Here is a 12,969-nt window from a genome sequence, read left to right as displayed (position 1 = left end):
GCCGCCTGGGACTCAGCTACAATAGTGTGCTGAAAGGGCGGATTGCATGTTACGATTTTCGCATCATCGTCGCGAGTTCTTGCGCGTGGGCTCTGGCCTGGCGGCACTGGGACTGGCACCACAGCTGGCATGCGCCGCTGATAAGCCGTTGTTGAAGGATCGTTCGGTTGTCTTTTTGTTTATGCACGGCGGTCCATCGCAGTTTGAAACCTTTGATCCCAAGATGGACGCGCCGTCGAGCATTCGCTCGGCCACGGGTGAAGTTTCCACCAGCATTCCCGGCGTGACGTTTGGCAGTACCTTTCGCGGATTGGCTAGTCGCGCCGATCGATTAAGCGTGGTTCGCTCGTTTGTTACGGGCAACGGCAACCACGACATCAAGCCCATTCTGAGCCCAGAGACGCTCAATGCGAATCTCGGATCGCTCTACGCTCGCATGGCGGGACCGATTCGCCCAGCGACGGCCATGCCCACCAACGTGGCCCTATTTCCCCGCGCGGTTGAACCCGAGGCTGGTCCAGCCATCAACAGCTTTGGTAACTTCGAATCGGCTGGTCCGCTGGGCAATGCCTTTGCGCCGTTTGTCCCTGGAGCGGGCGGCGACTTGCAACAAGATTTGCAATTGAATCTGCCGCCCGATCGCCTGGAGGACCGCCGAGCCCTGCTGGATGCTTTGGATCATTGGAAACGCTCGGCCGCGGCGCTAACGGCATCGGAGAGCACCAGCGCGCTACAGCAATTGGCCTTTGATGCCCTGACCAGCAACGTAGCCGATGCATTTGATCTGTCGAAAGAAGATCCCAAGCTGGTCGCTCAATACGATACACGTTCGCGCTTCGCAGTTTCGCGCATCGATAAGAAATGGAATAACTATCCACACTATACCGACCATGGCACATCGATCGGTAAGTTGCTATTGATGGCGCGACGACTGTGCGAGCGCGGTTGTGGCTTTGTAACGGTAACGACCAGCTTTGTGTGGGACATGCATGCGGACGTCAACAATGCCACCATGACCGAAGGCATGGACTATGTGGGCGCGCCGTTCGACCATGCCGTTTCCACGTTCTTGGATGATGTCCAATCGAGAGGCCTAGCCGACAAGATCTTGTTGGTCTGCTGCGGCGAAATGGGACGCACTCCGACGATTAACCAGGCTGGTGGCCGCGATCACTGGGGCAACCTGGCTCCGTTACTACTGTATGGTGCAGGCGTTCCGCGTGGCCACGTTATCGGTCAATCAGCTCGCGATGGAGGCACACCTGCCTCCAATCCCATTACGATCCCCGATCTGATCGCCACCATTATGCATACGCTGGTCGACGTCGACGTAGCTCGGGTGACTGGTGGCCTGCCGAAGAATGTGCTCGAGATCTTGACCAAGGGACGACCGATCTTTTCTTAAGAACTGCAATTCATGTACTGCAATTCTTGATTTGCAATTCCTGATTTGCATTTTGCGAGTCGCGATTTCGGATTCACCATACCTGACTGGTGGGTCGTAAATCAATTTCTGCGTTAATCAAGTTCTGCGTTTGGGCATTTGTGCGCCAACTGCTTGTCGCCATTTGCTCAACTTATCTCGCAGTTTATTGACCAACTCCGGTTGGTCCTGGGCGAGGTTTTGTTCTTCACCAGGGTCGTTGTCCAGGTCGTACAACTCAACATGTCCGTCTTCGAACCATTCGATCAGCTTGTGACTTCCGTAACGCACCGCGGCGCAAGGAGTGGTGGCAGGCGCGTGATAGTAGTGCGGATAGTGAAAGTAGAATTCATCGCGCACAGGTGCCAACTGCGGGTCGCCCAGAGTCTGGCTGATGTCCACGCCGTCCAGTGGTTCAGGTAGTTCCGATTGGACTTGGCGGAGCAGGGTGGGAAACAAATCGGTCAAGACGACGGGCGTGTCACTGCGACTACCGGCCGGTGTTTTGCCGGGCCAGTTGACAATCAAAGGCACGCGCAGCCCGCCTTCGTAGAGTGAACCTTTGCCCGATCGCAGTGGCCAGTTGTTCGTGATAGGCAAGACCTGTCCATTGTGTTTGGAAGTACCGATATAGCCGCCATTATCACTAGTGAAGATCACCAACGTGTCGTCTTCAATATTCAATTGTCGCAAGCGCTCGACCACTCGCCCTACGCTTTCGTCCAGCGAGCGAACCATGGCCGCGTAGACGGGGTGCTGGTGATGTAAAGTCGGCTTGAGCTTGCCTTCGAAGTACGCGACATCGTCGGCTTGGGCTTCGATGGGAGTGTGCGGCGCGTGATGAGTCAGGAAAAGGAAGAACGGCTTTTGAACTTGATGCGCATGATCGATGACCTTCAAAGCTTCGTCGGTCAAACGATCGGTCAGGTATTCGCCAGGCTGGCCGAATTCGAGATGCGGCACGTAGCGAAACTCGCTGCCAAAACGGCCTGCACCGCGATAGGGCCACCAGAAGGTTTGCGGCGCTCCCCAATGCGTGCCTCCAATGTTGATGTCAAAGCCTTGCGTCTCGGCCGCGTGATTGGCGTCTCCCAAATGCCACTTGCCGACGAGTGCCGTCAGATAACCTGCTGACTGAAAATGCTCAGCCAAAGTCACTTCGCTAAGCGGCAGATCATGTAGTGAATCGGCTTGCAGCAGCGTACGATCGGTGGGTCCCTTCAGCGAACCTTCGGACCAGATAGTCAAATGCAACCGCGCGGGATGCTTGCCCGTCAAAATCGACGCACGCGTGGGCGTACATACTGGCGCCGGCACATAGGCCTGAGTAAACCGCATACCGCTGGCCGCGAGACGATCCAAGTGGGGTGTTTCGTGCAGATCCGAGCCATAACACTGCAAATCCGACCACCCCAGATCGTCGGCCAAGATGAACACCACGTTGCGCGGTTTAGCCTGAACGCAGAGTTGCGTGGACAGCAACATCACCAGGAAGACTATTGCTCGAAGCGACATAAGCACGTGGACTCGTCCAATTCGGGATTAGAGTTACATCAGCTCCAAAATGGGTTTGCCTTCGTCGAGCAATTGATAAGGTCGGCCTTGCGTATCTTGAGCCGAGAGGTCGGTGATGCCCATGGCATGATAAACCGTTTTGGTAACATCAGCCGGAGTAACGGGATTGAGAGCGGGATACTCACCGAGTCGGTCGCTGGAACCATAGGTCTGACCACCGCGAATGCCGCCGCCCGCCATCACGTCGGTCAGGCAGTGGGTCCAGTGATCGCGACCTGCACCGCTGACACCACCGGAGCGTGGATCACCGATTTTTGGCTTGCGGCCCATTTCGCTGGTCACTAGCAGCAAGGTCTGATCCAACAAACCGCGGCTGGCCAAGTCCTCTACCAAAGCTGAGAAGCCCTGATCGAATTGCGGTAACAGATCCTCCTTGAGACACCCAAAATTATTGCCGTGTGTATCCCAGCCGCCACCGCTAGCACACTTGCGTTTGTCGGCCGCTTGTAGATCGCCCATCCAGAAGAGGGTTATAAATGGCACACCTGCTTCGACCAGGCGTCGCGCCAACAATAAACTCGTACTGTTGATGCCTTCGCCATATCGCTCGCGAATGGCCGCAGGTTCTTGTTCGATGTTGAAGGCATCAGCCGTGCTGGAAGACATCAGCAGGGTGAGAGCTCGCTGTTGCTGTTGATGCCAGGTAGTGCCTTGCAAAGTTTGATCAAAACTTCTGCGAGCCATATCAACGGCATCGAGAAGTTGATGGCGCTGCTGCAGGCGCTGCACCGTCATGCCGGCTTCTAGTGTAAGAGCCGGTGCTTGGAACTTAAGCGGATGTTCGCGCGAGCCATTGACGACCAGTGGATCAAACTGGGTACCGATGCGAGCCGCGAACTGGCCGGGCCGCGTGTAGGTAGGTGCACCTTCGACATGAGGCAACGTAATAGCGTTGGTCAAATGGGGATGTGCAGGACGCTTGGCCGCCACCACGGCACCCATATAGGGCCAATCGTCTGGGTAGGGCGTGCGATTGTTGCCCAGACTCAGAAACGTCTGATCGGGAACGTGACCCGTTAAATTGTGATAGTAACCGGCGTGATGATCGTTCGTGTTGACCGTCGCGCCCACCGAATTGATCAGAGCCAAATGATGCGCCTGTTTAGCCAGCAACGGCAAGTGTTCGCATAAACGCACCTCGGGTGAGGAAGTAATGATCGGCTGAAATGGACCGCGATACTCCAGCGGTGCTTGGGGTTTCATGTCCCACATGTCGACGTGCGAAGCGCCACCGCTGAGAAAGAACAGAATGGTTGATTTGGCTCGGCCGCCCCCTGCGTTGGCAGTCGTGGTGGTAACCGGCGATTGCGCCAGCGAACGCGCTGACCCATAGGTCATGGCTGCGGCAGCAGAGGTCGAGGCCACCAGGAAGGTGCGTCGGTCCATGGTACTCAACTCTTTTTCTTGCTGGTTATGCGCTGCGCGATGGCCTTCAAATCATTGCCACGCAGGGCCCCTTCGATCAGTTCGGGCAGATGTTGCGGCGTACAGCCAAAACATGGAATTCCCATAGCAGCCAACTTCTTGGCCAGTCCTTCATCATAACTCGGCTGACCACTGTCGTTGAGAGCCAGCAAGCACATTACGCGAACTCCAGACTCAACCATCTCACGCAAGCGACGCACCAACTGCGACTCGTTGCCACCTTCGTACAGGTCAGTCAGTAGTATAAACAACGTGCGGGCAGGTTCTTGGATAAACTTCTCGCAGTAGGCCACCGATTTGTTGATATCGGTGCCTCCGCCCAATTGCACACCGAAAAGCATATCGACGGGATCGTCACCGCATTGCTCCGTCAAATCTACGACTTCCGTATCGAAGGCCATCACATGGGTATCCAGTGCCGGCAGACTGGCAAAGATCGAACCCACCACCGCCCCATACACAACTGAATCGGCCATCGAACCACTTTGGTCCATATCCAGAATCACGGTCCAGTTGTTTTGACGCTGCGCGCGTGAGTAGAAGTAAACACGTTCCGGAATCAGCTTCTGCAATTCTTGATTGTAGTTCTTCAAGTTGCGACCAATGGTCCACTTCCAATCAATCGATGCGGCATTGGGTATCGGCGAGTGTTCGCGTCGATTGAGCGCACCCATAACGGCTTGCCGAATCTTTTGCTCCAGGGCAAGTTTGATTTTTTCGACCACAGCTCGCACAACCATGCGAGCCGTTTCTTTGGTGCGTTCCGGAATTTGACCTTTCAGACTCATCAACGTCCCAACCAGTTGCACGTTGGGTTGCACATTCTTGAGCATCTCAGGTTCGAACAGCAACTGTTTCATGCCTTTACGATCGATGGCATCCTGCTGAATGACCGTCACGACGTCTTCGGTGAAGTAGGTGCGAATATCTCCCAACCACTTGGCCAGCCGCGGGGAACTGGCCCCCAGCCCTGCGCTTCGCGATTTACTCTTTTCCCCGTCTTCGGTCTCGTCGTAGATTGCAGCCAGGGCTTCGTCCATCATGCACTGGTCCGAAGACAAATCGAGCTGCCCACCACCCAAGCCCGCCAGTTGATCTTGCGTCGAAGCGCCCAGGACCAAACGCCAGCGTTTGAGTTGCTCTTGATCCAGCGTCATCGCCTATCTCCCAGGTATCGTAGCGGAAGCCGTCAAGGCTTTCGAATGTGTCTCGTTGTAGCGGAAGCCGTCAAGGCTTTCGAAAGTGGTTCCGATAATTAAATACGATTCTCGAAATGCTTGACGCATTCCGCTACGATCAAAACTCGCCGAAGTCGAAATCGTTTAGTTCGCTGAGGGCTTCTTCCTCTTTCTCGCTGAGCGGTTGTTCAATTAGTTCGCTCAACTGATCACCGCCGACGCCCCAGTATTGACTGAGGTTTTCGACGATCGAACGTTTCTCTTGCGGGCTAAAGTTCCCGAATGCCCGACGCAGAAAGACCAGAGCGCGTTTGAATTGATCGTCATCCAGCGACGAGATGTATTGACCTAACTGTTCCCACAATGCTTGCCGAGCCAGCAGGGCGTAGCGATTGCGTTTGGACATACCTTCAAACCAACCAGCTCCCAAGTCGGCTGGTATACCTGGCGAGAGGCGGCGTGAGACTTCGCGGGCCAATTGTGTGGAATCGATCAGCGAGCGCTCCAGTAGAATGGAACACGCATAACCTGAAAGCACCGGATTGCGATCATCGCTGTCGGATAGCTTGCTCAGTTGATCAATCCACATGCTTTCATCGACCAGGTCGTGATACTCCTGGGCCACGCGATTGAGTTCCTCGATCCCGACCATGACAGGGATCGCCGCGGCATTGTCGCAATTGGCCGCAGCAAACAAGGCCAAACATCCTTGCACGAATAGTTGCTCAACCAGCGGTACCAGCGGTGCCGGATCGAATCGACGAACATCGCCATAGCGAATAACCAATGCCAGCTGATTAGCCGCGTGCGCGACTGGGACAAAGGCTGTACTGCCCGCTGACAATTCCTGGAGTCGCGCGCGAGCTAGTTCCAGCGAATCCCACATGCCGCATTTGCAGGCCAGCGCCACCGCTTCGGCTGCCGCATCGATCGAAGCGCAATCGTCGAGCATCGTCTTAAATTTGAAACTGCTGGCCAGATCGATCGTCTCTCCCAACAGGACGGCTTCGACCAGTGCGATTTCTATTTCAGGCGTCCATTGAACCTGCCAGTTTTCAGCCCAAGTAGCTGCATCCTGTCGCGTTTTGGCTGGCACTCCGAAGTTGACCCCCAACAGCGACAGTCGATGCAAGAAAGACGAGCGATGCAAGTCGAGAAAGGCGGCGGCCTCGGTCTTGGCTTGTCGATTCTCGCGAAGGTCGAGCGCTAAATCTTGTTTGACCGCTGTGCGATACTTGGTCAATTTCAATCGATCCAGTTCACGATCGAAGTCGTCTTGAATGGATGTCTTGCTCACCCCGGCGGGCAAGCTACCGATTTCGGTTCCCACTTCAACCCGACTGAGGGACTCTTGGATGCTGGAGCGTTCTCCGTGTCCGATTACGGTAATAGCCGCGTCTTGCAGATCGCGCAGCGTGGGAGCACTGCCACTCTTGAGCGCCGACAAAGTGCGCGCCAGACGAACGCCTTCGATCACTTCAGCGGTCGAACGGTGTGTACCGGTGCGCCGCAGATCACGCGCGACCATCGTCAAGTAGCGGAGGGCGACATGTGCCGGCTGCTCAGCCTCTAGTGCGTCCCATATCAGTTCGTAATAGGCGGGAGCTTCGTTGCCTGCGCCGTAACCGGATTGCGACGAGAGCTTGAAGTACGAATAAGGCATCAATGTCAACTTGCTAGGCAAGCGTTTGAGACCCGCCAACTCTTCATCGGTCATCGCTGGCAGCGCATGCGTTAAAGCCGAGGCATGGTAGGCGCCCACGACGGCGACGATCTTGTCGGGATCGTGACCTGCCTGGATCGTTTCAAGAATGCGGCGACGCATGAAGGCTTCGCGCACCAGGTTCTCGGCCACGCCCAGGGGCGTATCAATATCGAGCTCGCGCAGACCGCGGCCTAGCTCATATGCACCCAAGCGATAGCTGTGCGGTTGCCGGTTGTGTTCGAAGTTGCGTTCCCAGTAACTGTCATAGTCCGCTTCGCCGTTCTCCGTGGCGATGCGATGATACAATTGGCCTCGATTCTCAGGTCCCAACTGCTCAACACGCTGTTCGTCCAAGCGTTTCTTGGGAGGTGACTTCTGTGGATCTTCGGCTGCCGGGTCGGGCAGATCTTCTTCGTCATCCACTTCGTCGAGGTCCGGTGCAGCCTCGTCGGCGTCCGCTTGAGTATGGCGATGCACCACCAACAACTGCAGAGCTAAAAAGACATCCGAAGGCAGGTCAATGAAATCAACTTCGACCTTGTGTTCCTTGGCCCAGCACAGCGCCTGATACTCGGGACTATAGCGAGCTAGCGGATACACCAGCGTGCGGACTGGCGGTTGTTGCGTATAAGCCAAAATGGCAATGGGCAGCTTGGTATCGCGACGCGTCATGTCGCCAATCAAATCGCGCGCGTCCGCTAGACCTTCGATCAACACCGCGGTCGGCTTCACTTCATCCAGAAACCGACGCAGATGCCACGCACCCATCGGCGAGAGGTGCCGAACTCCAAAGATTTTGGCGAGAGGTTGTGCGTTTGACATAACGTTGGGTGCCTGATTCGGAACTGCTGCGCCGAGGCATCAGCCAGCAGTGAGTTCGTAGCGCTGGGCTAGATATATGATTAGGCGTTGTGTTCGGAGCAGGATTTGAATAGCTCGCGCCACTCTGCGCCGCGTTTCTTCATGATGTTGCTCAGGTACTCGCCCCAGACGACTTTATCTTTCTCTTCGTCTTTGACGATCGAGCCTTGAAGACCGGCAGCCACATCGTGATCGGTGATCTTGCCCGAACCAAAGTTGCCAGCCAGCGCCATGCTGTTGGCCAATAGCGAGATAGCTTCGGCGGTCGACAGCACGCCCGAAGGTGTCTTCAGTTTGTTCTTGCCATCGAGCGTTTGACCTGTGCGCAGTTCGCGGAAGATCGTCACCACTTTTTCAACCACATCGGCCGAGGGCATTTCAGCGTTCAGATCGAGATTGCTGGCCAGCTCGCGCACACGGTTGTTGACGATCTCAATTTCCGTTTCAATTTTTGCGGGAGTCGGCAATACGATCAAATTGAAACGCCGTTTCAAAGCGGCCGACATATCATTGACGCCACGATCGCGCGTATTAGCTGTTGCGATCACCGAGAAACCTTTGGCGGCCGGAACTTCTGTAGCCAGTTCGGGAACAGAAATCCGTTTTTCGCTCAATAGCGAAATCATGGCATCTTGAACTTCCGATGCACAGCGGGTGATTTCTTCGAAGCGCGCGATTGCCCCGGCCTCCATGGCACGAAATATCGGGCTCTTGATCAGCGCTTGATGACTTGGGCCATGGGCGATCAACATGGCATAGTTCCAGGTGTAACGAATTTGCTCTTCGGTCGTACCGGCGGTACCCTGCACGACTTTGGTCGAGTCTCCGTTAATGGCAGCCGTTAAATGCTCCGATAACCAACTCTTGGCTGTACCCGGCTCGCCGATTAGCAGTAGTGCACGATCGGTGACTAGCGTTGAGATAGCGATCTCAACCAGTCGATTGTGTCCGACGTATTTGGGCGTGATGTTCAAGCTGCCACATTTGCCGCCCACGATATACGTGTACACCGAACGCGGAGACATGCGCCAACCCGTCGGTTTGGCATGCTTATCCGCTTTGATCAGCTCGTCGATTTCGTTAGCAAATAGTTCTTCGGCCGGTTGCCGCAATACCGCCCCCGCCGAGCCGTTTGATGCACTAGTAGCAGCCGTATCAGCCGCGGCTTTCTTGGCCATGAACTCTGTCCTTTGCGTAGAGCTGCCTGAACCCTGGAACCCAAAGTATGCGACCAATATATAACAACCAATCGCAGCCGTGTACCTGGAGTGCAGGCACCTTGGAGTGCGGGGCCCTCGGGCACCGCTTTGATGTAAGTAGAGTCTCATGCCGCAGCCTGAGTCACTCTGAAAGTTTGGACTCACCTGTTTCGTGCAGGCTGCGGAACAGTCCACGCTGACATCAAAGCTACGGCTGCGCCGCAGCACTCCAACGAGTCACTTCTTTAATTCGACCAGGTGCGGCATGATCTCGTCGATGAGTGAGTCGGGTACGCCTTGTAAGGCGGCTTCGATCGTTGCGACGCTGCTCTTGGGTAGCTTGGCGACCAGAGGAGCTAAGAAGTAGGACGAATAGTAGTAACGTGTCTTCACCTTAACTAGTTTCTTCAAGGTATCGATCCAACACTGGGTCGCTTCGGGATAGTTGAATTTGACGATCGCTTGCAGCGCCCAATAGGCATCGTAGTCAATGTCGCTCTTCTTTAGTCCACTGGCGAAACGCTCGAGCAGATACTTCTTCAGGCCAGCGTGTTTGGCATTGCCCAAGGCAATTGCGGCGGTCAATTCGTCGGCGGCGATCGCCACTTCTAACCAACGTGGGTCCAGACTCTTTTTCTCGATTTGCTCGATCAAGCTCTGAGGCGTTGAGATGTGTCGATGGAAATAGTACCAACCACCACGGCGGCCGCCTTCCTCTGTGGGCATCAGTGAATTGAGCGCGTCCCGCGGTGACTCCGAGCGAGCGGCTTTGTTCTTGGCGGGCTTCTGCTCATAGAACTTCGAATACTGATCAAAGAACTTGGTCGGCGAGAGCGTCAGCATGCCGGCCATCGCGGTGCAAATGAAACGATCGTCAACCATCTGCTCGCGATCGGCGACCAAACGCTCGTGCATCGATTTCTCACCTGTGCACAGCATGGTTTCGCACACGGTAGACAATACATCAAAGCCACTGACTGGCGTACCTTTTAGTTTCTTAAGTTCTTCGCGCCGATCATGAAGGGCGGCCAACTGAGCGATCGCATCCTTGTCGGATCTTTCTTGATAGCAGGCCAGCAGTTCATCGAAGCGAGCCAGCGCCTTGTCGAGCTTGGCCTTGTCTTTGAGCTTAAAGAGTTCTTCAAACTCTTTCCGGGTGGTCTCGAGCACCGTTGTCCACAGCGGTTTATTTTGACTCTCGCGAATCGATTTAGTCACCAGTTCTCGATCCGCACTGCCGAGAGCTTTGATCAGGAGATTAATACTGACCTCTTCGTTGAATTTCCCCAGCCGACCGAGGGCAACGCGACGGACATCTTTCGATTTCGCTTCGGCCTGTTCCAACAAATGCGGCAAGTCTTCTGGTGAATCGCCCAGACAACCCAAAGCCGCGATCTTCATCTCCTTGGAACCATTCTCGAAAGCATCCAACACAATGGGCCGCGCCAGGGTTGGTTCCAGTTCATGTAACAACCGCAGACGTCGCACATTGCCGGCTCGACCCTTAATATCGATTTTGTCTTTGATCTCGGCCACAATTGAGCTGCCATACTTGGGCAAGATCTTGTCGGTCACAAAGTCGGCGATCTCGCTGTAACTATCGTCGAGCGCCCGGATGGCTGGGTTGACTAACCGAATATCATCAAATGCTCCGCGTTCAAATCCTTCTTTGATGGTCTCCAAGCGACCGCTACCGGTGGAGGTCAAGGCTTCGATTAGTGGCTTGATCAACCTGGCTGGCACCTGCGTCGTGCTCAACGACAACTCTTTAGACTTTATCGGTTCAGGCTTTCCCTCGAGCGACGTCTGCCCTTGTGTATAGAGAATCGCCAAGACCAGAGACGATAGATCCAAGAGCGATTGCGCCGTCTCTTTTTCTGGACCTGAGACAAGTTTGTCAATCGCTTTGGCAACGGTTCCAAAGACTGGCGCCTTCTGGGCAGACTTCTCTAATGGCTCGACCAGTTTCTTGAGCCGAAAATCACCCGCTGCCAGGTTACTGCCAGCAATCGACAAGCGACGCGCTTCCGTGTAGACCTGGTTGAGGACCGCGATACTCATAAGGAACCTCACAGTGTCAATCGAAAGATCTGACTTGGGGTAACGATGCTCAGTGGTTTGACGCGAAGCGATCCGCCATCGATGTCGTGGTGGAAACGTGCGATGAGGGTTTGATTTTCGAACATGGTCTTGGGCAGGAGCCACAGCAAGTGGCAGCTGGCCGGCTCTTCGGCCAGGCCGGTTTCGGTGAAGACGATGCGTTCGCCTTTTTTGTCTTCGACAATCAGCGTATCTTCGCCCACCTGGCTGATCTTGGCGTAGTTGATAGCGACCACGGGATGGCGGTCCGCTAAGGGACTTTTCAGATGCGTTTTGATTTCTTTGATCAACGCCGCAAAATCGCTGGCCGCATGTTTGCGAATGGCTTGCAGGTCAAGTGGTTCGATCGATCGGTATGTCAATCCGTCCCAGCGCACGCGTCGATTCAAATCACCCGGATAGATGCACAGTTCGGGAATCTTGGCAATGCGAAAGCAACTGTCTTCGCCTTTAACAAACTTGAGCGCTTGGTAGGGTCGATAGTTCTGAGTCAAATAGATTTTGCCGTCACCCAAATTCATCCACACGCCTGTGTCGACCAATTCACGTCTGGCCACATCGTCGTACGAGTTAAATGCCAGTTGTACCAGTTCGACATCTTTTTCAATCAGTCCCGCATCGCGCAGTTCGCGGAGTTGCCAGGCGTGTCCCAGCCAGGCGGCAATGGCTGACTCGGTTTCCGGTGCCAGTTCTGGATCATCCAGTCGAGCTTGCAAATACTTGCGGCCCTGTTTAACGAGGGCGTTGAGTCGGGTGAGTTGGTCGAGAGCCTGGCTGTAGATGCGTTCGCGTTTCTGCGAATTCACTTCACCTTCAACGTGTCCGTCTTCGCTAGCGAATAGCTTCGTGTAGTTGTGCAAGGCAGCTTGCGCGCCGGGTAGAAACGCATTGCCCAACTGTTTGGCCTGTTCTTCGATCTGCTTGGCAGTCTTGGCACTGGTGTTACCCATGCCGGTGCGCACCAGGTCGAGCGTTAGTTGTTCCAGCAGGTCGAGCCCGTCCAGTTGAGCTCTGATCTTTTTGGCTAGCGCCGACTTGTTGACCTTCACGGGTTTATCCGCGTCAGCCTTTTTCTTCTCGACCTTCTTTTCAATCTTGTCGCGTTTGGCCAACAGATCTTCGGGGACGTCAGCCACTGAAAATTTCTTGCCATCGACCCAGGCCAACATCAGCGCAATGGAATGTTTGCAAGGAAACTGGCGACTGGGGCAGGTACAGCGGTATACCGGTTTGCTGGGTTCGATGAAGTCACACGAACACTGGTACGGCGAAGCGCCGCTCCCCTTGCACTGGCCAAACAGAACGGTCTTGTCTTCGCTGTGTTTCAAGGCCACAAACTTGCCTTTGACGATCAGCCCCCGACCGTTGGCCAGTGCCGCCGCATTGATCGCGGCCGACTCGACAAAAGAGAGATCGATATCAATCATCTAGGATGCCCTACCTATGCGTCTAGACTTGATCGTACCAGTGCTTTGGGAGGATTATGGCGAATCGCTATGGGTA

General features: G+C 54.9%; 8 protein-coding genes. 1 reads left to right on the top strand and 7 read right to left on the bottom strand.

Annotated features, from left to right (window positions below; all coding sequences use genetic code 11):
- Positions 1 to 46 precede the first annotated feature (46 nt).
- Complete coding sequence (locus tag SH573x_RS06355) at positions 47 to 1,405, top strand: DUF1501 domain-containing protein (protein ID WP_479353492.1); 1,359 nt, start codon at positions 47 to 49, stop codon at positions 1,403 to 1,405.
- Positions 1,406 to 1,522: 117 nt separating this feature from the next.
- Here the strand turns inward: SH573x_RS06355 and SH573x_RS06350 are convergent, their stop codons facing one another.
- The 7 genes from SH573x_RS06350 to SH573x_RS06320 form a co-directional block, all read right to left on the bottom strand.
- A complete protein-coding gene (locus tag SH573x_RS06350) occupies positions 1,523 to 2,938 on the bottom strand; it encodes a sulfatase (protein ID WP_479353491.1) in 1,416 nt (471 codons plus the stop codon).
- Between the two features lie 33 nt (positions 2,939 to 2,971).
- The gene (locus tag SH573x_RS06345) at positions 2,972 to 4,384 is read right to left on the bottom strand and encodes a DUF1501 domain-containing protein (RefSeq protein WP_479353490.1); all 1,413 of its coding nucleotides are present in this window, start codon (positions 4,382 to 4,384) and stop codon (positions 2,972 to 2,974) included.
- A gap of 5 nt (positions 4,385 to 4,389) precedes the next feature.
- The gene (locus tag SH573x_RS06340) at positions 4,390 to 5,580 is read right to left on the bottom strand and encodes a VWA domain-containing protein (protein WP_479353489.1); all 1,191 of its coding nucleotides are present in this window, start codon (positions 5,578 to 5,580) and stop codon (positions 4,390 to 4,392) included.
- 139 nt (positions 5,581 to 5,719) lie between these two features.
- Positions 5,720 to 8,128: a DUF5682 family protein gene (locus SH573x_RS06335; RefSeq protein ID WP_479353488.1), complete on the bottom strand. Its 2,409-nt coding sequence runs from the start codon at positions 8,126 to 8,128 to the stop codon at positions 5,720 to 5,722.
- A gap of 80 nt (positions 8,129 to 8,208) precedes the next feature.
- Positions 8,209 to 9,345 carry an ATP-binding protein gene (locus SH573x_RS06330; RefSeq protein WP_479353487.1) on the bottom strand — a complete coding sequence of 379 codons (1,137 nt, stop codon included), beginning with the start codon at positions 9,343 to 9,345 and terminating at the stop codon, positions 8,209 to 8,211.
- A gap of 258 nt (positions 9,346 to 9,603) precedes the next feature.
- The gene (locus SH573x_RS06325) at positions 9,604 to 11,427 is read right to left on the bottom strand and encodes a HEAT repeat domain-containing protein (protein WP_479353486.1); all 1,824 of its coding nucleotides are present in this window, start codon (positions 11,425 to 11,427) and stop codon (positions 9,604 to 9,606) included.
- 8 nt (positions 11,428 to 11,435) lie between these two features.
- Positions 11,436 to 12,893: an SWIM zinc finger family protein gene (locus tag SH573x_RS06320; RefSeq protein WP_479353485.1), complete on the bottom strand. Its 1,458-nt coding sequence runs from the start codon at positions 12,891 to 12,893 to the stop codon at positions 11,436 to 11,438.
- Positions 12,894 to 12,969 lie beyond the last annotated feature (76 nt).

Source organism: Rania fehmarnensis (genome assembly GCF_056494185.1).
This window is presented reverse-complemented; position numbering and strand designations above follow the sequence as displayed.

Excerpts from the sequence above, each read along its gene's own strand:
- SH573x_RS06355 (WP_479353492.1), top strand. The coding sequence starts at position 47 with ATGTTACGATTTTCGCATCATCGTCGCGAGTTCTTGCGCGTGGGCTCT.
- SH573x_RS06350 (WP_479353491.1), bottom strand. The coding sequence starts at position 2,938 with ATGTCGCTTCGAGCAATAGTCTTCCTGGTGATGTTGCTGTCCACGCAA.
- SH573x_RS06345 (WP_479353490.1), bottom strand. The coding sequence starts at position 4,384 with ATGGACCGACGCACCTTCCTGGTGGCCTCGACCTCTGCTGCCGCAGCC.
- SH573x_RS06340 (WP_479353489.1), bottom strand. The coding sequence starts at position 5,580 with ATGACGCTGGATCAAGAGCAACTCAAACGCTGGCGTTTGGTCCTGGGC.
- SH573x_RS06335 (WP_479353488.1), bottom strand. The coding sequence starts at position 8,128 with ATGTCAAACGCACAACCTCTCGCCAAAATCTTTGGAGTTCGGCACCTC.
- SH573x_RS06330 (WP_479353487.1), bottom strand. The coding sequence starts at position 9,345 with ATGGCCAAGAAAGCCGCGGCTGATACGGCTGCTACTAGTGCATCAAAC.
- SH573x_RS06325 (WP_479353486.1), bottom strand. The coding sequence starts at position 11,427 with ATGAGTATCGCGGTCCTCAACCAGGTCTACACGGAAGCGCGTCGCTTG.
- SH573x_RS06320 (WP_479353485.1), bottom strand. The coding sequence starts at position 12,893 with ATGATTGATATCGATCTCTCTTTTGTCGAGTCGGCCGCGATCAATGCG.